The organism is Shinella zoogloeoides (assembly GCF_030733845.1).
GTDB lineage: Bacteria > Pseudomonadota > Alphaproteobacteria > Rhizobiales > Rhizobiaceae > Shinella > Shinella zoogloeoides_C.
On sequence record NZ_CP132310.1, the window covers coordinates 68,986 to 89,899 of the forward strand.

Annotated in this window: 31 protein-coding genes; 29 read left to right on the forward strand and 2 right to left on the reverse strand. The window is 60.5% G+C overall.

Annotated elements, in window-relative coordinates; all coding sequences use genetic code 11:
• Positions 1-35: 35 nt before the first annotated feature.
• The 14 genes from Q9316_RS00450 (at position 36) to Q9316_RS00515 (ending at position 9,712) form a co-directional block, all read left to right on the forward strand.
• Positions 36-566: an ASCH domain-containing protein gene (locus Q9316_RS00450; protein WP_306031479.1), complete on the forward strand. Its 531-nt coding sequence runs from the start codon at positions 36-38 to the stop codon at positions 564-566.
• Positions 496-885: a hypothetical protein gene (locus Q9316_RS00455; RefSeq protein WP_306031480.1), complete on the forward strand. Its 390-nt coding sequence runs from the start codon at positions 496-498 to the stop codon at positions 883-885. Before Q9316_RS00450 ends, Q9316_RS00455 begins: the two co-directional genes overlap by 71 nt.
• A gap of 71 nt (positions 886-956) precedes the next feature.
• Positions 957-2,054, forward strand: coding sequence for a metallophosphoesterase (locus tag Q9316_RS00460; RefSeq protein WP_306031481.1), 1,098 nt, complete (start codon positions 957-959; stop codon positions 2,052-2,054).
• Positions 2,055-2,119: 65 nt separating this feature from the next.
• Positions 2,120-2,500, forward strand: a complete 381-nt coding sequence (locus Q9316_RS00465) for a hypothetical protein (RefSeq protein ID WP_306031482.1) — start codon at positions 2,120-2,122, stop codon at positions 2,498-2,500.
• Entirely contained in the window at positions 2,484-2,771 is a 288-nt protein-coding gene (locus tag Q9316_RS00470; RefSeq protein WP_306031483.1) for a hypothetical protein, read from the forward strand. Before Q9316_RS00465 ends, Q9316_RS00470 begins: the two co-directional genes overlap by 17 nt.
• The gene (locus Q9316_RS00475; protein ID WP_306031484.1) at positions 2,761-3,024 is read left to right on the forward strand and encodes a hypothetical protein; all 264 of its coding nucleotides are present in this window, start codon (positions 2,761-2,763) and stop codon (positions 3,022-3,024) included. The genes Q9316_RS00470 and Q9316_RS00475 overlap by 11 nt, the downstream gene beginning before the upstream one ends.
• A gap of 177 nt (positions 3,025-3,201) precedes the next feature.
• Positions 3,202-3,333: a hypothetical protein gene (locus tag Q9316_RS00480; protein ID WP_306031485.1), complete on the forward strand. Its 132-nt coding sequence runs from the start codon at positions 3,202-3,204 to the stop codon at positions 3,331-3,333.
• Positions 3,326-3,565, forward strand: a complete 240-nt coding sequence (locus tag Q9316_RS00485) for a hypothetical protein (protein ID WP_306031486.1) — start codon at positions 3,326-3,328, stop codon at positions 3,563-3,565. Before Q9316_RS00480 ends, Q9316_RS00485 begins: the two co-directional genes overlap by 8 nt.
• Positions 3,562-5,505 carry an AAA family ATPase gene (locus Q9316_RS00490; protein ID WP_306031487.1) on the forward strand — a complete coding sequence of 648 codons (1,944 nt, stop codon included), beginning with the start codon at positions 3,562-3,564 and terminating at the stop codon, positions 5,503-5,505. The genes Q9316_RS00485 and Q9316_RS00490 overlap by 4 nt, the downstream gene beginning before the upstream one ends.
• A 275-nt stretch (positions 5,506-5,780) precedes the next feature.
• Positions 5,781-6,254: a hypothetical protein gene (locus Q9316_RS00495; RefSeq protein ID WP_306031488.1), complete on the forward strand. Its 474-nt coding sequence runs from the start codon at positions 5,781-5,783 to the stop codon at positions 6,252-6,254.
• Positions 6,254-6,568, forward strand: a complete 315-nt coding sequence (locus Q9316_RS00500) for a hypothetical protein (protein WP_306031489.1) — start codon at positions 6,254-6,256, stop codon at positions 6,566-6,568. The genes Q9316_RS00495 and Q9316_RS00500 overlap by 1 nt, the downstream gene beginning before the upstream one ends.
• A complete protein-coding gene (locus Q9316_RS00505; RefSeq protein WP_306031490.1) occupies positions 6,568-7,134 on the forward strand; it encodes a hypothetical protein in 567 nt (188 codons plus the stop codon). The genes Q9316_RS00500 and Q9316_RS00505 overlap by 1 nt, the downstream gene beginning before the upstream one ends.
• Positions 7,135-7,244: 110 nt before the next feature.
• Complete coding sequence (locus Q9316_RS00510; protein WP_306031491.1) at positions 7,245-9,494, forward strand: ribonucleoside-diphosphate reductase; 2,250 nt, start codon at positions 7,245-7,247, stop codon at positions 9,492-9,494.
• On the forward strand, positions 9,494-9,712 hold the full coding sequence (locus Q9316_RS00515; RefSeq protein ID WP_306031492.1) for a glutaredoxin domain-containing protein: 219 nt from the start codon (positions 9,494-9,496) through the stop codon (positions 9,710-9,712). The genes Q9316_RS00510 and Q9316_RS00515 overlap by 1 nt, the downstream gene beginning before the upstream one ends.
• A gap of 31 nt (positions 9,713-9,743) precedes the next feature.
• Here the strand turns inward: Q9316_RS00515 and Q9316_RS00520 are convergent, their stop codons facing one another.
• Both Q9316_RS00520 and Q9316_RS00525 read right to left on the reverse strand, forming a co-directional pair.
• Positions 9,744-10,253 carry a hypothetical protein gene (locus Q9316_RS00520; RefSeq protein ID WP_306031493.1) on the reverse strand — a complete coding sequence of 170 codons (510 nt, stop codon included), beginning with the start codon at positions 10,251-10,253 and terminating at the stop codon, positions 9,744-9,746.
• On the reverse strand, positions 10,250-10,549 hold the full coding sequence (locus Q9316_RS00525) for a PadR family transcriptional regulator (protein WP_306031494.1): 300 nt from the start codon (positions 10,547-10,549) through the stop codon (positions 10,250-10,252). Before Q9316_RS00525 ends, Q9316_RS00520 begins: the two co-directional genes overlap by 4 nt.
• A gap of 204 nt (positions 10,550-10,753) precedes the next feature.
• Between Q9316_RS00525 and Q9316_RS00530 the strand changes: the two genes are divergently transcribed.
• The 15 genes from Q9316_RS00530 (at position 10,754) to Q9316_RS00600 (ending at position 20,872) form a co-directional block, all read left to right on the forward strand.
• The gene (locus Q9316_RS00530; RefSeq protein WP_306031495.1) at positions 10,754-11,092 is read left to right on the forward strand and encodes a hypothetical protein; all 339 of its coding nucleotides are present in this window, start codon (positions 10,754-10,756) and stop codon (positions 11,090-11,092) included.
• Entirely contained in the window at positions 11,085-11,312 is a 228-nt protein-coding gene (locus tag Q9316_RS00535; protein WP_306031496.1) for a hypothetical protein, read from the forward strand. The genes Q9316_RS00530 and Q9316_RS00535 overlap by 8 nt, the downstream gene beginning before the upstream one ends.
• A 9-nt stretch (positions 11,313-11,321) precedes the next feature.
• Positions 11,322-12,287 (forward strand): hypothetical protein, encoded by a 966-nt coding sequence (locus Q9316_RS00540; RefSeq protein ID WP_306031497.1) that lies wholly within the window; start codon positions 11,322-11,324, stop codon positions 12,285-12,287.
• Positions 12,284-12,553 carry a hypothetical protein gene (locus Q9316_RS00545; RefSeq protein WP_306031498.1) on the forward strand — a complete coding sequence of 90 codons (270 nt, stop codon included), beginning with the start codon at positions 12,284-12,286 and terminating at the stop codon, positions 12,551-12,553. The genes Q9316_RS00540 and Q9316_RS00545 overlap by 4 nt, the downstream gene beginning before the upstream one ends.
• Entirely contained in the window at positions 12,546-12,764 is a 219-nt protein-coding gene (locus tag Q9316_RS00550) for a hypothetical protein (RefSeq protein WP_306031499.1), read from the forward strand. The genes Q9316_RS00545 and Q9316_RS00550 overlap by 8 nt, the downstream gene beginning before the upstream one ends.
• 1 nt (position 12,765) lies before the next feature.
• The gene (dut, locus tag Q9316_RS00555) at positions 12,766-13,227 is read left to right on the forward strand and encodes a dUTP diphosphatase (RefSeq protein WP_306031500.1); all 462 of its coding nucleotides are present in this window, start codon (positions 12,766-12,768) and stop codon (positions 13,225-13,227) included.
• Positions 13,227-13,847, forward strand: a complete 621-nt coding sequence (locus Q9316_RS00560; RefSeq protein WP_306031501.1) for an AAA family ATPase — start codon at positions 13,227-13,229, stop codon at positions 13,845-13,847. Before dut ends, Q9316_RS00560 begins: the two co-directional genes overlap by 1 nt.
• A 114-nt stretch (positions 13,848-13,961) precedes the next feature.
• Entirely contained in the window at positions 13,962-16,493 is a 2,532-nt protein-coding gene (locus tag Q9316_RS00565; RefSeq protein ID WP_306031502.1) for an ATP-binding protein, read from the forward strand.
• Positions 16,493-17,983, forward strand: coding sequence for a hypothetical protein (locus Q9316_RS00570; RefSeq protein ID WP_306031504.1), 1,491 nt, complete (start codon positions 16,493-16,495; stop codon positions 17,981-17,983). The genes Q9316_RS00565 and Q9316_RS00570 overlap by 1 nt, the downstream gene beginning before the upstream one ends.
• 38 nt (positions 17,984-18,021) lie before the next feature.
• Positions 18,022-18,651, forward strand: a complete 630-nt coding sequence (locus tag Q9316_RS00575) for an RNA ligase family protein (protein ID WP_306031505.1) — start codon at positions 18,022-18,024, stop codon at positions 18,649-18,651.
• A gap of 65 nt (positions 18,652-18,716) precedes the next feature.
• Positions 18,717-19,316: a hypothetical protein gene (locus tag Q9316_RS00580; protein ID WP_306031506.1), complete on the forward strand. Its 600-nt coding sequence runs from the start codon at positions 18,717-18,719 to the stop codon at positions 19,314-19,316.
• Between the two features lie 53 nt (positions 19,317-19,369).
• Positions 19,370-19,600, forward strand: coding sequence for a hypothetical protein (locus Q9316_RS00585; protein WP_306031507.1), 231 nt, complete (start codon positions 19,370-19,372; stop codon positions 19,598-19,600).
• Entirely contained in the window at positions 19,593-20,177 is a 585-nt protein-coding gene (locus Q9316_RS00590; RefSeq protein WP_306031508.1) for a hypothetical protein, read from the forward strand. The genes Q9316_RS00585 and Q9316_RS00590 overlap by 8 nt, the downstream gene beginning before the upstream one ends.
• Before the next feature lie 9 nt (positions 20,178-20,186).
• On the forward strand, positions 20,187-20,315 hold the full coding sequence (locus tag Q9316_RS00595) for a hypothetical protein (protein WP_306031509.1): 129 nt from the start codon (positions 20,187-20,189) through the stop codon (positions 20,313-20,315).
• Positions 20,312-20,872: a 3'-5' exonuclease gene (locus tag Q9316_RS00600; protein ID WP_306031510.1), complete on the forward strand. Its 561-nt coding sequence runs from the start codon at positions 20,312-20,314 to the stop codon at positions 20,870-20,872. Before Q9316_RS00595 ends, Q9316_RS00600 begins: the two co-directional genes overlap by 4 nt.
• Positions 20,873-20,914: the final 42 nt, after the last annotated feature.

A 20,914-nucleotide genomic window follows, 5' to 3' on the forward strand; every position in this document is an offset into this window, starting at 1 on the left:
ATATCGACAGAAAGCGAAGCAGAGCGGGAAAGAATATGAAGGTGATCTCTATATGGCAGCCGTGGACATCGCTTGTTGTCCACGGCTTCAAACTCTTTGAGACGAGGACTTGGGCGCCGCCGGCGTCAGCGGTTGGTGAACGCATCGGCATTGCGTCGACCAAGAACATCACGCCCGATCAGCGCAGCGCTTTCGCCGATCCTTTGATGCAGCGCTACTATGCTGAAACCGGCCTGCCATCGCTTGAAGAGTTGCCGCGTGGATATCTCCTCGGCACGGTTCTGCTGCACAGCGTCGAGTTGATCACCGAAGAGTTTTTGGACGATATCACCGAAGAGGAGCGATCCTACGGCTGGTATCACCTTGGAAATTACGCTTGGCGGCTGCGCTATCCGCAGTTGCTGGAGCATCCCATCCCCATTCAGGGGAAGCAGGGACTTTACGAATGGAAAGGTCTCGATCGTGCCGCGCAAGAAGCCGACACTCAGGAAGCAAATGGACAAGCTACCCAAGCGGCTCGTCAAGAAGGGTCGACGCCTCTACGGGGCCGTCTACACCTTGCCTAATGGCAGCCAGGTCTATCTCGCGTATCGAAAGCTCGGTGAGATCTTCCGGGCGGGCAAAAAGTCGATCTCCGAGGCGGTGCGCGAAGGTGTCGCCGCCTGGGCGATCGATGAGGAAACGCTCCGGGAGCGCCGCCTCGAAGGCATCAAGGTCGTCGGCGTGCTGTGCAAGGAGAGCGACGATCTCTGGCTGGCGCCGCTGGACAAGTTCTTCGACACCAAGTTTTCGAAGGTCATGAACTACGAGAGCCGTGGCGGCGCGTTGCAGCGCTACCTGCCCCTGAAAGAGTTCAAGCGCAAAACGTCAGTCGCAACGCCGTAATGATCCAAGCGCAACCCTTTTTATTTACGCTATAACGTAAGTAAGCGCTTAGCGCGCAATAGGAGAGAAAGATGACCTACGCCGTCCTGTCGGACCTTCATTGCCACAACTGGTCCATGTTCTCGCGCGTCAATTCCGACGGTGTGAACAACCGGCTGCGCAACACCCTCAATGAAATGCTGCGCGCCGCCGCCGAACTCGTGAAGGCCGGCGGCAAATACATGGTCATTCCCGGCGACATCTTCCACGTTCGCGGCTCGATCGATCCCGAGGTGCTGAATCCGACGCAGGAGACGATCCGTCAGATCCTGGATATGGGCATCACCATTTACGCGATTCCCGGCAACCACGATTTGAAGGGCAAGGAGACGACGGAGCTGGGCTCCGCCATCCAGACGCTGGCGCAGACCTTTTCCGAGAAGGGCTCCTTTCAGGTCATCAACGAGCCCAAGCTCTTCAACACGCCTGATGACGAATACACCTTCGCCTTCGTGCCATGGCGCACGTCGCACGAGGCCCTGCTGAGCGATCTTGGTCAGATCGCCAGCGCCGCCGGCAACGGTGTCGACCAGGTGGACGTGTTCATCCACGCCGGCATCGATGACGTTCTGCCCGGCATGCCTGAACACGGCCTGTCTGATACCAAGCTCGCGAAATTCGGTTTCCGCCGCGTCATGGCCGGCGATTATCACAACCACAAGATCATGCAGGGCGGCGTCATCTCCGTTGGCGCGACCACGCACCAATCGTGGCGCGACGTCGGCTCGAAGGCGGGCTTCCTGCTCGTGACCTCTGACAAGGTGCGTTTCATGGACACGCACGCGCCGAAGTTCGTTGACGTCTCCGGCCGTGACGAGGACGAAATCAAGCTGCTCTGCGATGGCAACTATGTGCGCTTCCGTGGATCCCAGATGACGTCCGAGGATGTGCAGGAGCTTCGCACTTTCTTCGAAACGCATGGCGCGCTCGGCACGTCGATCCAGGTGCCGCCGGCCCAGGCGTCGCAGCGCCAGGGAACCGCGCCGGTGCAGTCCGGTCAGACACTGGATCAGTCGGTTACGGCATACGTCGATAAGGTCGAACTCGCGCCCCATGTCGATCGTGCCGAGGTCAAACGCCAGGCGGCCGACGTCCTGAACAAGGCGCGCAGCGTCTACGAAGAAGCCTGACGATCCCAGCCGATCGCCTGATCTGTAGCTGATACTCTAAGTTATCAGTTACTTAGGAGAGAAAAATGCAGCTTTACACAGTGGTCTTGGAAACCAAGCACCTGATCTCGACCTTCAACGAGAAGGGTCAGAAGATCGGTCAGCGCACCGAGACGATCCGGCAGACGATCTGTGATCTGCCGCACTCGACGGCCATGATGTATCGGACGAAGGATGCGGCAAGCGTCACAGTCACCAAGCAGGACATGTCCGACTTCGGTCGCGGCGATGGTCGGCGCGATATCGCGCAGCGCAGCCAGAAGCGTAGCGCAGCCCCCATCACCACAACGAAGAAAGCCCCGGCGGCTCGTCCCGCGCAGCAGACCAGCGTCCAGCAGGCTGCAGCGACCGGGAACATGACCGCCGCGATCAACGCGGCCGGAGGCGATCATGGTCCTCAGTCTTAAAACATTGCGGGATCTGTTCCCGAAAGACGAGCCGGCTTTTCGGCCTCCGTTCTATGTAGAGACCTGCGACGGTCTTGAGGTTCACATCTATGATGCAGACGACATGATCCTGTTGACTTTCTGCCGCTACACGCAACTTCCCATTGGGGATGAGAGAGCGTTGGCCGCTGAGGTTGCCTATTGGCGAGAGGAAGCTGGCCGTTTGGTGGCAGCCCTGAATGCTGCGTATCCAACCGCCAACGCGGCGAAGGGTGGCGACCATGAAGCCTGAAGAGTGGGAAGCCCTCGCTCGCAAGGAGCGGCTGTTGCGGTGCAGATACGAGCAAGCGCTGCGCGATATCAAAGCGGAAGCCTATGGACGTGAAGCGGTCCCGGCCGACAGTCGCCCCAAAGAAGCCATGCGTGGAACCGCACTGGCTCTCACGGGACGCCTTAGCCAGATCGAGCGCATTTCTTGCGAGGCACTGTCTCCGCCACGGACAGCAACGACCGCCATCGAACCTTCCGGAGGCGATCATGGCTGACCAGTGCAAGCACACGCGCCGCACTGGCACCATTACCATGCACAGGTGCGCGCGCCCTGCCGTCAAGGGCGGTTACTGCACCCGTCATCACCCATCCTACGTTTCGCCGTCAGAGCGGCGCGCTGAAGAGCGATGGGAAGCCGAACAAGCCGCCAGAAAACCATCTGGAGGCGCGAAATGACGGCTGAACTTGCCGCGCGAATTTCCGAGCGCGTGGAGCAGATCAAACGTCGGGCGCTGAAACGTGCTCGGCGCGTAGCTGACGCGCGCACCAAATTGCTTGGCGAAAGGAAGCTCGCCAATGGCTGAGTGGGTCGTTCAGACACGCGGCAAGAACCGAGGTCGCCTTGGCATCATCGAGCCGGACGTCTCTTTCGAGGCCTGCGGCATGCGGGTTCTCTGCCGGTTCGGATCCGGTGGTCCGTCTGTATGGCTTCGTCCCGGCTCCGTTCGCCAGGCAACGCAAACCGAAATCGCGAAGTTCATGGGCTGCCGCCCCGCTGATCTCCCTGACTATCTCAAGAAGGCGCATCCAGCATGAAGATCAAATCCCTCGCCGTGGAGCAGTTTCTCGCTCTCACCTCAGCAAACGTGAACCTTGCAGATCGCGGCCTGGTCCTCATCCAGGGCATCAATGCCGACGACACCTCGGCGGATTCCAACGGCGCCGGCAAGTCCTCGATCGCCGACGCGCTTTGCTGGTGCCTCTATGGCACGACAGCGCGCGGCGTCTCTGGAGATGACGTGATCAACAATGCCGCCGGCAAGGGCACGCGCGTTATGACCGAGATCGAGGACGGCCCCGACGCCTTCCGCATCGCGCGCCACCGTAAGCACAAGGACGGCAAGAACAAGCTGTTCGTCCACAAATTCAACGACGCCACCAAGGCGTTCGACATCGACCTGACGCTTGGCACCGACGCCATGACGCAGGACGTGGTGACGAAGATCCTCGGTGCCTCCTACGAGGTGTTCAAGGGCGCGATCTACGCCGGCCAGGAACAGATGCCCGATCTTCCGGCGATGACCGACAAGCAGCTCAAGATCCTGATCGAGGAAGCCGCCGGCGTTACCCTTCTCGAAGACGCCTACAAGGAAGCGCGCGAGCGCCTCGGCGTGAAGAAGGCGGAGCACGACCAGGTGGCGGCGTCGATCGGACAGGCGGATCAGCGCAAGTCGTGGATTCAGGACCAGATCAACAAGGAGATCGTCTCGCGTGACCAGTGGGAGGATCAGCAGACGCAGAGGATCGCCACCTCCAAGGCCGAGATCGTCAAATACGTCAACGCCATCAAAGCGATCGATCTCCAGATCGCCGCTGTCGATTTCGCCGGCCTGACCCAAGCCATCGCCGATTGCGACATGAAGATCGCAGCAGTCAGCCAGGAGGGTCAAAGGCACGCCCAGCTCGTCCAGGAAGCCGCACAGGCGCGCGGACAGGTCCAGGTGAAGCAGACCGCCATCGACAACGCCAAACGGCTCCTGGCGCGCTTCCAGAACGAATTGCAGAATGTTCAGCACAAGATTGGTTGCCCGTGCGACGAGTGCGGCCGGCCGATGACCGAAGCAGAGCTGGGCGCGGCGAAGAAGGCCGCGCAGGATCGTATCGATGAGGTGAAGAGCCAGCTCGATGACGCAACCGAGCAGTGGAAGGCCGCCGATAAGCTCGCAATCGAGAAGGCATGGGCGGCCAGCGCGTTCCAGCAGAAGATGACCGACACGTCCCAGGTCAGCGCAGAACGTGCGCAGAAACAGACAGAGCTGGCCGCTGGTGACGATTTGAAGATCGGTCGCTCACAACTCGCAGCGGCCGCGAAATCGCTTGCAGAGAACGTTAAAATCTCGGCGGCGCAGATCAATCCCCACGATGCGTCCATCGCCAATCTGCAGGGTCAGCTCGCAGCGGCCGACACGGCGGCGCGCGAACTCCAGGACAAGCTGAAGGAGCTGGCGACGGCGGTGGATATCGCCGACACGGTGACAAAGGTGTTCTCGCCGGCCGGCGTGCGCGCCCACATTCTGGATGAGGTGACGCCGTTCCTCAATCAGCAGACGGCGAAATATCTGGTCACGCTGTCCGACGGCAACATCGAGGCGAACTGGACGACGCTCGTCAAGAACGCCAAAGGCGAGCTGAAGGAGAAGTTCTCGATCGAGGTGCAGAAGAAGAACGGCGCCAAAACGTTCGCCGGCCTCTCCGGCGGTGAGAAACGCAAGGTCCGGATCGCAGCGGCGCTGGCCTTGCAGGATCTCGTCGCTACACGCGCCACCAAGCCGATCGATCTGTTCGTCGGCGACGAGATCGATGACGCGCTCGACCCCGCCGGTCTGGAGCGCCTGATGCAGATCCTTGAAGACAAGGCGCAGGAGCGCGGCTCCGTCTTCGTGATCAGCCATAACAGCTTGCGCGACTGGATCTCCAACATCGTGCAGGTCGAATCCAAGGGCGGCAAGTCCGTCGTGAGTGAGGTGACGGTGTGATTTGGCAACTGGTTATTTGTGGCGGCTTGAGCTGGGGCGGTTGCGGGTTCGTGTCCGTCTCCGATCTGCCGCGTGACGACTGCTTTTCCGCGCTGGCCGTCGTGAGGTTCGACGAACACGCCGTTGGCGACGACAGTCGCAGTTCGCTGGCGTTCTGTCGACCGAAGGCCCCGGATGTGCAGAAAGAGGGCGGCGCATCCCGCCCCTGATTTCAGACGATTCCCACCAGGAAAGTGCTATATCTTCATAAGTAAGCGCTTACGATAGGGTCAGCAATGACGAATATTCATCTAACCGAAACGCCAATCGACCGGGACAAGCTTTTCGAGCGTGTCCTGGAAACGCTCAACACCGCGCTGAAGGAGACGGTTCATACCGTCGAAGGCGCGCCGCAGGCATCTGTCCTGATGAAAAATGACCAGTATCGCACGAAGCCTGTCTTTGGCGATCAGGAGCTGTTTTTCAAGGATGTTCGCATCGGCAAGAGCGGCAAGATCATCTTCTCCTTCACGGCCGTCGATGACGTCGAGTGGAAGCAGTGCGAGTGGGATTCGGCCCAGCTCGACAAAGCCGTGCCCCTGTTCGGCGTGACCATGGCTGAAAAGCTCCGCTACGCCGGTGAACATCTCCCGACGCTGGTCGACCTCCTCATCAAGGACACGGAAAACCAGATGCTCGCCGAGATCGAGCAGGAGAAGGTCGCGGCCGCCGAGGTCCACGCCAACAATCCGAAGTTCGGTAGGTTCTAGTGATCGAACTCTCCGAACCCGAGGCCAGATTTCTGCGCGACTTCATCTTCGCTGCTCAGCAGCAGGGCGTCCACAGCGGCGGCCAATTCGCTCGGGACGCTCGGTTTGCCTATCACGAGATCATGCGCGTGGCGCCTCAAGTCAATCCGGTCAACCTTGGCAAAGGTGAGCGCGGAGAGAAAGGAGACAAGGGCGAGCGGGGAGAAAAAGGCGACAGTGCCGAGGTCGACGCACGTATCGATGATCTGATGGCAGAAATCGCCGCGCTTCACGAACGCATCAACCAACTTAACCCGAACTATGGAAGGTTCTGATGTCCAAGATCATCATCGCCGGGCTCGATGGCTCGCTGCGCAATTTCGGCATGACGAAAATGTCCTACGACCTGGTGACGGGTCAAAAGGCCGTGGTCGCCATGAAGCTCATCGAGACGCAGAAGGACAAGAACAAGTCCGTGCGCGCCTCCTCCGACAATCTCCTCCGGGCGCAGCAGATCGCCAGGGGCGTCGCCGAGTTCCTCACCGACGTCACGACATGCTTTGCGGAAGTGCCGTCCGGCGGCCAGGATTACAACGCCGTCCTCGGCTTCGGCATCACCATCGGCATCTATGCAGGTATCAAGATCCCGCTGCTCGAAGTGGCGCCGGCGGAGACGAAGAAATGCACGGTCGGCACCAAGACGGCCAGCAAGCAGGAAATGATCGAGTGGGGTTTCGAGACCTACCCGGATGCGCCGTGGCTCACCACAAAGCGCGCCGGCCAGGTGGTCCCGACGCTCAAGAATGAGCACCTGGCCGACGCCGCCGCCATCTGCGAAGCGGGTATCCTGACGCCTGCCTTCTCGCAGGTTCTTGCGATTTTGGCACAAAGGGCGGCCTAGCTGCATTTTACATCTAGCGAATAAGTAAGCGCTTAGCTACTATATGTAGCATCCATACCAAAGGAGTCATTATGAGTTCCCAAACGCCTGCACGGGAGTATTTCCCGGGCATGGGTCAGGCTGTCGCTGACCGAACCATCAATCGCAAGATCACCGACCCCGACGGCACCACGCGTGTCGAAACCTGGGAAGAAGTCGCCCACCGCGTTGCGCTCGGCAACGCCCTTCTGGACCCCCGTGGCGCGAGCGCTGCGCAGGGTGAATACCAGGCGCTGAACCACCATCTGCGCCAGGCATCGCTCCTGCTGTCCGGCCGGCACCTCCAGCACGGCGACGAGACGCAGCCCGAGCGCAACCAGGAAGTTTTCACCAACTGCTCGACGGCGGCGGCGACCTTCCTTCTGTTCTATCTGCTGCTCAACGGCTCCGGCGTCGGCCGCGCCTACGATGACGCCATGATCCAGGCGGATCTCAACCACATGCCGATCGTCGTTCCGGTCATCGACTGGAGCCATGCAGACGTGCAGCGCGGCCTGGTCTCCGGCTACAAGACGCGCCGTGATGCCGAGCACCTCTATGCCGGTCGCACGATCACCGTCTTCGAGGTTCCCGACAGCCGCGAGGGATGGGCGAAGGCCGTCGAGATCATCGAGCGCATGGCGTTCGAGAAACGCCGCGAGGAAGTTCTGATCCTCGACTTCACGCCGGTTCGCGAGCGCGGCGCGCCCATCAAGGGAATGCAGAACCGTCCCGCCTCCGGCCCGGGCCCGCTGATGTCGGCAATCGCCAATATCGCGCTGCTGCGTGACGCTGGCATGGCCCCGTGGCGCGCCGCCATGTATGCCGACCACTATGCTGCCGAGTGCGTCCTCGTCGGCGGTGCGCGCCGCGCCGCCCGTATGGCGACGAAGCACTGGAAGGACGCCACGATCTTCGATTTCATCCAGCTCAAGCGGGGTGGTTTCCTGTGGTCGTCCAACAACTCCGTCACCATCGATGACGAGTTCCGCGAAGCCTGCGCCAAGGTGCGCAATCAGCTCGGCGATTCCGATCTCGGCACGTCCGTTCCGCGCCTGGTCTTCCTGCTCGGTATCGGCGCGATCACGGTGACTGAGGCCCACGCCTGGCGCGTCCTGATCGAGCTGGCGAAGGCCTCCTATTTCGATGGCACCGGCGAGCCCGGCATCATCAACCAGGACAAGCTGACGCAGAACAACGCCGGCATCGAGGACTACGTTGACGGGCGTTATGCCGGCTCCAGCCGCTTTCAGGTCGACGAGGACACCGTTCCGCTGATGTCGGCGCTGGCAAAGGTCGTCATGGGTGTTCGCTACACCATGATCACCAACCCGTGCGGCGAGATCACGCTTCTCATGCTCGGCGCCTATTGCGTCATCGCCGACGTGGTGCCGTTCCATGCCGCGAACGACAACGATGCCGAAGACGCCTTCCGCACGGCTGTTCGTGCCCTCATCCGCGTCAACACGATGGATTGCCTCTACCGGCGCGAGGTCAACCGGACGAACCGGATCGGCGTCGGCATCACGGGCTTCCATGAATGGGCCTACGCTCGCTTCGGCTTCACCTGGCACGATATCGTGAACGAGGAGAAGTCCAAGGCGATGTGGATGACGCTCTCCCGGTTCAAGCGGGCGATCGATGACGAAGCCGAGAAGTTCGCGAAGGAGCTGGGCGTCATCGTTCCCCACACGAACACGACCTTCAAGCCGGCCGGCACGACCTCGAAGCTGTTCGGCCTCACGGAAGGCGCTCATCTGCCTTCGATGCGCGAGTTCATCCGCTGGGTGCAGTTCCGCAATGACGACCCGCTGGTCGCCGACTACGAGGCTATGGGCTATCCGGTGAAGCGTCTGAAGACCTACGAAGGCACGACCGTCGTTGGTTTCCCGACCAAGCCGACCATCTGCAGCCTGGACGGCGGCGAGTGGGTGGTGACGGCGGCCGAGGCTACCCCGGAGGACCAGTATGAGTTCCTGCGCCTGCTGGAAAAATACTGGATCCACGGCGTCGACGCCGACGGTCAGTCCCTGCCGGGCGAGACCGGCAATCAGGTCAGCTACACCCTGAAGTATGATCCGAAAGTGGTCGATTTCGAGCACTTCCTGCACACGCTGATCGACGGCCAGTTCTCGATCCGCTGCTGCTCGGTGATGCCGCAGACGGATACCTCGGCCTACGAATATCAGCCGGAGCAGCCGGTCACGAAGCAGCAGTTCGAAATGATCGCCGCCGCCATCGAAAACGACAACGTGAAGGAAGACATCGGCTTCGAACATGTCGACTGCGGCGCTGGCGCCTGCCCGATCGATTTCTCGGAAGACGAGAAGGAGGCCGCGTAATGGGCTGGAAGATCGTCAGCCGGCCGGACTGCAAGTGGTGCACGCGCGCCAAAGCGCATCTGGCTGTCCGTGGCGTCGAGTTCTACGAGGAAGTTCTTGAGACCGTCGCCATGCAGCGCGCTTTCAAGGCTCGCACCGGCCTCGACACCTTTCCGCAGATCTGGGACGGTGACAGGCATGTCGGAGGCTTCTCCGACTTGAAAGCGCAGATGGCATAAAATGGACAGGGGAGCGGCTAAACGCCCTCCCCTAGTCCTTTTGCATGAACTGGGAAAACTTTTCGAGCGGCAGCGTTGCCGCTTTCATCGCGAGCGCCAGTCCGACCATCAGATAGAGGCGCACCGCGATCCAGCGTGCCTGGTTGAGGCTCCCTTCCGCGAGCGCTTCGTTATATTCTTCGCGCGCATCGAGGATCATCTGCTCCACTACCCGCTCGAATATCTTCTTCGGGAGAACGAAGCGCAGAGCCATTGTGAGTGCGTGGCCCGGCGGCTTATAGATCCGAGCGTTCTTCTTTGCATTCTGAACCGGCGTCAAGATCGTCATGTTGTGCAGACGGTGGAGCTGACGCGGGTTCAACGTGTGCGTCACCTGGAAAAATGCTTTGTCGTTGGCTTCCAGAATTTGGTGGTGCTCGCCCGGCTCGAAGTATCCCAGATCATCGGTTTCGACGATATAGGATACGTCGCTGTGCCGAATAATCAGGTTGTCCTTAAAAAGGGAAAGCTGCGGCGGCTCTGTCTCTTTCTTTTTGCTCATGCCATTGCTCCGGCGGGGTTGGACATTTCATTGCTCGCTGCTATCGCAGCCCGGTAGGCTTTTTGCCCTTCGCCGGTGATGTAATAGCGGCGCTTGGCCATTCCGGCTTCGCCGGGAATCTGTTCGGCTTCAGAACGGAGCCACTTCCTGTCTTCCAAGCGGCCGAGATGCACGTAGATCGTCGCCCGCTTCAGTTTTTCGGATGCCTTGACCATCTCAAGGCCATACATTCCGTTCTTGCTGACAAGCAGTTCGAGGATCTCGAACTGGATGTCAGACACGTTGAAGAACCTCATTGTTAATCCTTTGTAAGTTGCTTCTTAGTTCTTGGAGGGCTTTCCAGCTTCTTCTTGATTGCGTGTGAGCATGATTCTTACTTTCTGTAAGAGTGAGTCTTACACCCTGTAAGCCTCACCGTCAATCCGGCTGCGATTTCTCACAGTGACCCATTTCTTGCGCGCTATAATGTAAGTAAGCACTTAGTCAGAGAGGAAAGACAAATGCTCGGTTTCCTTCGCCGGCCCCAGGTCAGCATCATTCACAACATCGCGGTGTCCAACTTCTTCGGCGGCACTGAGGAGGTCGAAGACAGCTCGGCTGACAAGGACACGATCGACGACCAGCGTCGCCGTCTTCGCAATCAGGCGTCAACCATCGAGCAGCTCCAGAAGGAAAAGTTGGCACTCGGTGGCCTTGTTCGCGAACTCGCCCGGATCTCCAACGAGCAGGAAAACATCCTGATCGAGAAGTCGGAGCACACCGGCTTCTGCGGCTGCGACCTCGAAAAGCGCGCGTCCATCGCTGTCGCCAAGGCGCGGGAGCTGGTCGGCGGTGTCTAGCCCTTCCCCCTTCGATCTCATCGGCGGCAACGGCACGCGCCGGATTAACGAGGCGTGCAAGCCGGACGCCAAGCTCAAGAACCTGGCGGGGCTCATTCAGGGCCTCTCCTATACCGAAATGACGAAGTTCGCCAAAGCGCTCAACGCGGGAATCAACGAGGGCACGAAAGAGCTGCCGGAGATTCTTCTCGATGTCGCCGACGAAATTCTCGAAAAGTAAGGAAACCCAATGTCCAGCAAAGACCAGATGTTTGCGAAGGTCATTCTCGCATCGAAGCCGACCAACGGCGCCCCGCCGATCATCACTATCCACGCGCGCTACCCGCGCTTCATCCACGCCGAGGTGATGACGCACCGCGTCTTCTCGCGCAACGCACGGTCCTCGCGAGCAGTCCCGGTGGCGAAGATGCTGGAAGAGATCCGAACGAGCCCGGTGGTCCCCTGGCATTGGGGTGCAAACCAGAAGGGCATGCAGGCCGGCGAACCGCTGCCCGAAGAGCTGGAATACATTCTCGACGGGAATGTTATCTGCAAAGAGCCTCGCGAGGCGTGGTGGCTTCGCGCTCGCAATGACGCAATGGCCTATGCAGAGCGCTACATGCGTGCCGGCGCGCACAAGCAGATCGCCAACCGACTGCTCGAACCCTTCATGTGGATCGACACGCTGATCACTTCGACCTCCTGGGCGAACTTTCTACATCTGCGCGATCACGACGACGCCGAGCCGCATTTTCACGACCTGGCTGCGATGTTCCGCGAGGCGATCTCGGGCGCTGGGTATCAGACATTGGAACCCGGTCAGTGGCATCTGCCATATGTTGATCGCGAAACCTGGGACCAGCTTGAGGCTTATCGTCTTGGCGCCGCTCATTTGGAGCGCAAGTGGATTAATAAGAAGGGTAGTTCTTTGAAGGCTGCATTGGCCTTGGAGGTGTCCACCGCTCGGTGCGCGAGGATCTCTTACTCACCATTCGACGGCGATTCATCGATCGAAAAGGAACTGATTCGTCACGATTTGCTGGTTCGCTCCTCGCCGCTGCACGCATCGCCGGCAGAGCACCAGGCCACTCCTGACCAGCGGTTCGTCAACGCGGAAGGCTATGCGACGACTGGACTCGCCGGCAACCTCGGCCCCGGTTGGATTCAGTATCGCAAGACACTGCCCGGCGAATGCATCAAGGACAGCGCAGCATGAAGGACGCAGGCATCTTGTTCGGCGCGCTCGCGTTTCTCGGCCTCATCACCGTCGCCCTTCACGGCAACGTCGACCCGGCCACCGCCCGTCGCGCTCTCGAAGCGCAGGGTCTCACCAACGTCCGTCTCGACGGCTACTCGTTCCTCGGGTGCAGCCGGGGCGAGACCTACAGCACATCGTTCCGCGCCCTCGGTGCCAATGGCAAGCCGGTCTCGGGCGTCGTGTGCGGCGGTTTTTTCAAGAATGTGACCGTGCGCTATGAGTGATGGCCACACCACATTCTCCCTTCGCATCAAGGAGGTCGGGGAACATCCCGACCTCCAGCCGGGCTTCTACTGGACGCTCGATGACGGCCCGGAAGAGGGCTGTTTCTGGGTCGGCCCGGAACCGACACCCGACGCGGCCAAGGAAAAGGCCGTTCAATCCATCGCCAGCGGCTACGCCGCCGCTGCGCGTCAACTCCTGGAAGGAAACTAAGATGGGCGCAGGCGACATCATTCACACCCCGGTCAAGGTCGAGAAACTCGCCCCGACGGCCAAGCTGCCGACCTATGGCAGCGCAGAAGCGGCCGGCGCCGATCTTTCGGCTTCCCTGGACCTGCCCGCTACCATCGAGCCCGGCCAGCGCCTGGTCGTGCCGACCGGCATCGCCATCGAGCTGCTCCCGGGATTCGAGGCGCAGGTGCGCCCACGCTCCGGGCTTGCCGCCAAGCACGGTATCACCATCGTCAACACGCCCGGCACGATCGACAGCGACTATCGCGGCGAGATCAAGGTCATCCTGCTCAACACCGGCACGGAGGCTTTCCAGATCGAGCCCGGCGATCGTATCGCGCAGATGGTGATCGCACCGGTGATCCGTGGCGCGTTCGCCGAAACCGACGAGCTGGGCAGCTCCGACCGTGGCACTGCCGGCTTCGGCTCGACGGGCGTCAAGTAATGCTTTTCGGGCTCACAGGAGCGCACCGCTCCGGCAAGACGACCCTCGCGCGCGCCGTGGCCCAGGATCTGGGACTAGAGTTTTACGAAACCTCAGTCTCCAGGACCGCCAAGGAACACGGCTACAACGCCGTGGGCGATATGTCGCTGACAGATCGCCTTCATCTCCAGACGATCCTTCTGCAGAACCATCTGGAGGAGATCGGCAAGCGCGATCGCCCGCTGATCGTCGACCGGACGCCGCTCGACTTCATGGGGTATCTCGCCTGCGAGTTCACCATGACGAACGGCAACGGCGTTGATCCGGAGGTTCTCCAGCAGGCGGCGATTTTCGCCGACAAATGCCTGGAGACAACGCGCGCTTACTACGACTACATCTTCTACCTCGCGCCGCTTCCGGCATATGTGGTTGAAGACGGGAAGCCGGCGGACAATCCCATCTACCAGATGCACCACGCGCTCGTCGTTCAAGGCGGCATCACGCAACTCCGGGACACCATCAACTCGGCGCTGATCTATGACACGGACTGGGACGTTCGCCAGGAATTCCTCCATGACACGATCGTTGGTCGTCTCGACACGATCTGCGAGGAACGCCGCTCCGCCGCTCACCTGAACTGACGACAGGCTCGCGGGATAATCAGCCTCGATATTCCGCGAGCAACCCTTTTTGTGACTGCTATAAGTAAGTAAGCGCTTAGTGAGAGAAAGCGTTTGCGAAAGGAAGAGAGAAAGATGGAAGTATCGCAGATCGCCGGGCTCGACACCCACGCCATCATCGGCGGCGGCAAAGCCCAAGCATTCACGATGTCGGAGTCGGCCGAGTTCTTCACCGTGTTGTCCGACACCCTCTACCGCGACAAGAAGCGAGCGGTCATCCGCGAAGTCTTCTGCAATGCCTGGGATGCGCATATCGTAACCGGCCAGAAGGATCGCCCTGTCGAAGTCACCCTCACCGATACCGAGCTGGTCATCAAGGATTACGGCCCCGGCATTCCTGCCGACAAGGTTGGTCCGATCTACTGCCGCTACGGCGCGTCGACCAAGGTCAAAGACGAAAACCAGACCGGCGGTTTCGGCCTCGGCTCCAAGGCCCCCTTCGCCTATTCCGACCATTTCTCCGTGACAAGCTGCGTCGACGGTTTCAAGCACGTCTATGCCATCTCGCGCGGTGGCGCCGAGACCGATGGCAAGCCCGATTTCCGCCAGATGGTGAAGGTGCCAACCACCGAAAGCGGCGTGACAGTTTCGATCCCGCTGAAGGACCCGAAGGACAAGGATGTCTTCATGATCATCCTGAAGTCCGTCGTGATCCAGGGCGGCATGAAAGCCATTATCAACGGCGGCACCCCGATCGAAGGCCACGACTATTCCAAGTCGACGCGCGGCTTTGCCTTGATCGGTTCTCACGACCTTCGCGAAAGCAACGTCTACTGCCTTTACGGCACGGTTCTCTATCCGGTCCAGACGACCGACCAGGAACTCATGGAGGCGGTCAGTCGCGTTTCCGAGATCACCGCGCATGTCGGTCGCCTCGTTCTCATCGCCCCGCCGAACAGCGTCGGCGTCACGCCCTCCCGCGAATCCCTCTCCTACACCGACCGGACCAAGGAGACGCTGATGGGGCTTTTGGCGCGCGCAGATCGCATGATCCGCAACGGCATGGCCCCATATGCCAAGCAGATGACATTCGAAGCGGCGGCCAAGATCTGCAAGAAGGAAGACGAGCTTCCTTGGAACCGTCAGATTACCTCGACCGATCTGAACCGTTACACGACCTTGCTCACCTCCAGCGCCTGGCTGACCTTGGAGGACATTCACAAGGCGTGCGCAGCGGTCCATATCAGCAGCTTGGTGAAGAACCAGTTCAAGATGTGGCGGCTGGCGTTCGCCGCCGTCAATCGCGACTATCGCAGTCACTTTCGGCGCGCGGCCTACACACCACCGCCGACCAGGCGCTACTACGGGCACGAGATGCCGCGCATCAACGGCTTCCGGATCGAGGCGCGCCTCTATCAGCGCATCGCAAACAAACTTGGGTTGCACGAGAACCTCTTCGCATTCCTCGTGGACGGCGGTTCGAACAGCGCCAACATTCGCCCGACGCGCATGGATAAGACGATCAAGGACCACGCGAAGCTCGCCTCCAAAAAGCTCTACATCAGTTTCAACCAGCGCGACGCGGTGGCGCAGATCTCCAAGGATCGCGGTGCCACCACCTATGTCCCGTATGATCAGTGTATCGCGCACATGGTCTTCGTCCTGAAGCGGAGCCAGCACGCCCAGATCGACAAGATCAAGGCGCTGGCGAAGAAATACGGCTTCGAACCGGTCGAGGTGAAGGTCACGCCGCCGCCGAAGCGTGCCCCGAAGGTCGTCAAGACCCCGATGTATCACTCGTTGATGGATCTCAACGACGGCAAGCTGCCGAAGACCGAGAGCCTGGAGTCGGCGAAGTATTACGTTCGCGGCAGCAACGACTGGCGCGACCACAGGTCGGCGGGTCATTTCCAGACGTTCCGGGATGTCCTCGTCAAGCACTACGGCGATATTGCCGTCGTTTTCGACGCGAAGGATGAGGCCAGGATCAAGGCGAAATGCGGCGCCGAGCCGCTGCTCGACGTCCTGGTCCGGTTCCTCAAGGAAAACGAAGACAAGCGTGATGTCCAGTATGCCTGGGCTGCGCGCAAGGGTTTCGTGTCGGGCAGCGGCTACGCCGAGGTGTCGCAATTGGTCGAGAACCTCTCGGCCAGGAGCCTCGAAATGGCGATGCACTTCTTCCCTGCGAAGGTGAAGATGACGGACATCGGCCGCAAGGCTTACGAACTGATCCATGTGGTGCGCAATGTTCGCGATAACGGCGGCGGCACGAAGGCGCAGCGTGAGCAGCGCGACTGGATCAAGAGCCAAGTCGCCGATCTCGCAAAGAAGGCGCAGAAGGAGTTCGGCCATCTGTGCCTCGACCGAAGAGCTGTCAACGAGAAGTTCGCCGCCTTCAAGTCGCTCGCCGGCGTCCACTACTACATGGACTACTCCGATGAGGAGCGTGTCGAGGATCTCTTTGCGGTGATGCGCTTTGTGGAACGCCGCCATAAGGCGCGCATCAAAGTCCGAAGCAGCGAGGACGCCGCACAAGTCGCTGAAACCCAGGGCGCCGACGTCGTGAATATGCCGGCCGCCGAAGAGTCCAAACCTCAGTCCACCGCCCTGACGATCATCCCGGTTGTTCTGCCGCCGGCCGTCATCATTGAAAAGGAAGCAGCATAATGAACAAGGTCACTATCAAGGCCGCGATCACCAGCGCCGCTGGCGTGACGCTCTATACGGTCGATGGCAAGGAGATCAATCTCCCGGCCGCCGGCTACCGCACCAAGTCGATCATGGACGAGATCACCCGGCCGCTGGCCAAGCACAAGTCCGTCGAGATCGACCTCGACTCCTACTCGCTCGAAGCGAAGGTCGAAGCCAAGACCGGCGGCCTCATCCGTTTCGTCAAGAAGAAGCTCCGCGACTTCGTGGGTCACTTCAACCTCGGCAGCTACGGCGCCAGCCAGGTCACGAGCGAGGGCGAAACCATCGAGCAGCCCGCCGGCCCGGCCTTCGATCCCGACCAGGAAACCCTCGTCGCTATCGTGGATGGCAAGGAGATTCCCGGCATGGAGAAGCTCGAAAAGCAGATCGAATACGCGGCGTTCAAGGACGCGAAGGGCCTTCAGCGCTTCCTGGAGCGCCTCGCCAAGGTCATCGACAAGCGCGGTCACTCTGTCCAGGAGCTGCTGAACTTCATCGAGCGCGCCGACCTTCCGATCGCTGATGATGGCACCATCGTTGGCTACAAGATCCTGTGCTTCTCCCAGGACAGCAAGGACATCTTCGTCGATCCGCACACGCGCAAGGTCCACCAGCGCGTCGGCTCGCGCGTCTCGATGGCCGAAAGCCTCGTCGATCCGTCGCGTCGTGTCGAGTGCTCCTCTGGTCTGCATGTCGCCCGGCGCGGCTACGTTGCCGGCTTCCGGTATGACCTGATCACGCTGATCAAGGTGGCGCCGGAAGATGTCATCGCCGTGCCCTACAACGAGCCGGACAAGATGCGCGCCGCCGCCTACCACATCGTTGCCCGTGTTCCCGACGAAGGCTATGCTCTTCTGTGCCAGAACAAGCCGATGACGACCCATGAACCGTCTGCGAAGATCCTCGCGAACGTCATCGCCGGCGACCACATCGAAGTCATCGAGGATGTGGTTATCGGCGGCGCAAGGGGCACGAATGTCGTCACCACCCCGCGTCGCGGCATCACCTACGACAAGCTCGCGTCCGTCGCCGAGGTGAAAACCGACGTGGCGAAGGTCGAAGCTCTGGATGAGCTTGAAAAGACCGTTGCGACTGTCTCCATCAAGGACGTCAAGAAAGCTGTCGAAGAAGCTGTCGCCGAGAAGAAGGCGGAGAAGGAACAGCGTGCTGCGGCGAAGGTCGCCAAGGCTGACGTGAAGAAGGCTCCGACCCAGGTCAGCCCGAAGAAGGGCGGCGTCAATAAGCAGCCGAGCAAGGTCGCGACGCGCCCGGCGGCTCCCGCGAAGATGAGCCAGCCGCAGAAGTCGGGTGCAGCGCCGAAGGCAACGCGCGAGGTGCCGGAGAAGTGGCGCGAAGCGTATCGTCGTGTCAGCGCCGGCGAGATCAGCCAGCGCGAAGCGGAGCGCCTTTACAACATCTCCGCCAAGAAGCTCCGCGCCCTTCGCCGTGAGATCGAAGGTAAGTAATCGCTGAGTTAGGCCACCGATTAAGCGAGGGGGCGGGAGTGACCCGCCCCTTTTGTCCCTCAGGAACAAGGAAGTCAGAAATGCCCATCGAAATTCCCGAACGCGAATTTGTCAGCTTCCAGAAGATCGCACGCGCCAAGCAGGGCTTCGGCTGCGTCATCACCGAGAAGCTCGACGGCACGAACGCGCAGATCCTGATCGAAGACGGCAAGATTGCCGGCGTCGGATCCCGTCAGCGCTGGATCAAGCCCGGCAAGGAAACCGACAACTACGGCTTCGCTCGCTGGGTCCAGGACAATGAGGAAGAGCTGCTCAAGCTCGGTGAAGGTCAGCATTTCGGCGAGTGGTATGGCTCCGGCATTCAGCGCGCATACGGGCGCACCGGCAACGATAAGCGCTTTGCGCTGTTCAACACCGGCCGCTGGTCTGACGCGAGCGTGCGCCCCTCCTGCTGCGAATGCGTGCCCGTGCTTTACGCCGGCGAGTTCACACGCCAGGCCGTCAATGAAACGATGCAGAAGCTGGCCGACGAAGGCTCCCGCGCCGCGCCCGGCTTCATGCGCCCTGAAGGCATCATCATCTACCTTCCGGGTCCGCGCATCCTGCTCAAGGAAACCTACGAACACTCGGACGGCAAGTGGCAGGCTGCTGTCAAGGCAGCGGCATAATGGACGGGCAAGTCCACAACACGGTCGGCGCAAATCCTGCGCCGACTCCCAGCCGTGGCCCTTCGATGAATGCCTCGAACGGTCGCAAGATTTACCCGTTCGATCCGAACCCGGAGGAGATCGACATCGAGGTTGTGGCGCACCATCTGGCGAACAACAATCGCTGGAACGGCGCCACCCAGCACAAGAAGTTCCGCAGCCGCATTTCCTTCTCCGTCGCCGAGCACTCGGTTCTGTGCGCAACGTTCATGGTGGAATGCCTGCATCGCCCGGACCTGGAGCTGGAAGCTTTGCTGCACGACGCGCCCGAATATCTCTTCGGCGACATGATCCGGCCGGTGAAGCATCACCCGATGGTGCACGCCATCATCAAGCCCATCGAGGATCGCGCCGAATGGGCCGTGGCGCAGCGCTTCGGGCTGATCTGCCCGTTGCCCAAGGAGATCAAGATCGCCGACAATGCCGTTTGCACGGCCGAGTTCCGGCAGATCGTGCCGCATCAGCCTGACGATCCTTCCGAAATGCTCCTGCCGGACACACCCTGCGCTCCCTACGAGATCGAAATGATGGGCGCCTACCAGGCCAAGGAATACTTCTTGATGGCTTACGAGGACGCCATGTCTCGTCGCCACCGTTACGCCGACATGCGCTTCGTTAACCCGTAAGCATTCCGCTTCGCAGACTGCTATAAGTAAGCGATTAGTGACGCGAGGGTGAAATGACAGACGACTGGCCGACATTCTCCGAGGAGCTGACGCGCAAAGGCAGTGAGCAGCTTGCGAAGTGGGTAGCGGCTTTCGACGCCGGCAAGATCACCGACCGGGAGCTTTTCATCGTCGCCAACGCGATCTGGGACACCGTTTCCGGCCTCGCTGACAAGGAGCTGCTCCGCAACCTGGAGCAGGTCATCGAGGAAATCCGCCAGATGAGGAAGGCCAAGAGTGGCTAAACGCTTCGACAAAGACCGCTGGATCCTTCACGCGATCAAGTGCCGCTACATCATCCCGAAGGAAGATGGCACGGTTCTTCGCTGCAAGCGCGCCAGCAGCAAGGGTGAGCTGCTTTCGGACGAATACGAGCCGATCAAGTTTCGCGTCCATAAAGCCACCGGCCGGGTTTACGCGAACATGACCTGGATGGGCTTCACCAAATCCATTCTCCTCAACCGGGTGATCGCCCTCCGCTTCCTGCCGAACCCGCTCAACCTGCCGCAGGTCAACCACATCGACGGCGACAAGGAGCACAACTACCTCCGCCAGCCGACGCCCGAGCTGCGCGCCAAATGGGGCGAGTTCCAGCTCGAATGGTCATCCGGCAGCGACAACGAGAAGCACGCGCACCGGACGGGTCTCAAGTCCGGCCGTGGATCCCAGAATTCCAACGCAAAGCTCAGCGCCCGTCAGGTGATCGAGATGCGTCGTCTGCATGAGGAGGGCAAGACCGTCCAGTTCCTCATGGATTACTTCCTGGTCGCCCGCTCGACCGTCATCAACGTCCTCACCCGAACCACCTGGCAGCACATCTAAGGAGCCGTCATGCATCTCATTCTGGAATTCGCGACATACGCCGCTTGCGCCGTGGTCGGTATCGCCGCCGCTGCCCTGGTCGGGCTTGGGTTCGGAAAGCTTCTGTTCAACATGACGGGCGGGGAGAACAACCAATGACGATCATCGCAGGTCTCGACACTGAAACGACCGGCATCGAAGTTGGCGATCATCGCCTGATCGAAATCTACATCGGCCTGTGGAAGGCCGATGGCACCAAGATTTTCGCCTTCGAGCAACGGATCGATCCGGAAAGGTCAATCGCCGTTGATGCGCAGCGCGTTCATGGAATCTCGTCCGCCGACTTGATTGGTAAGCCCACCTGGGCCACGGTCGCGCCGGCTGTCGAGAAGGTGCTGTCCAAGGCCACGCACTTCGTCGCGCACAACGCCGCGTTCGATATGGGTTTCCTCAAATACGAGTTGGAGCGCGTGAAGCTCAAACTGCCGGAGCGGCCAGTGATCGACACCATGGCCGAAGGCATCTGGGCCTGCCCCGATGGCAAGAAGCCGACGCTCCAGGAGCTGTGCTTTGCCATGAACGAGGAATACGATCCAGCGCTTGCGCACGCCGCCGCCTATGACGTGGACGTGATGATGAGATCCTTCTTCAAGGCGTTGAAACAGGGCTGGTTCAGCCTGCCGGGCGTTCCGGGCCAGGCGATGATGGCGGCTTGAAACGTTCCTGATCTACCCAGCCGCAACCCGTTTCGCTCTCGC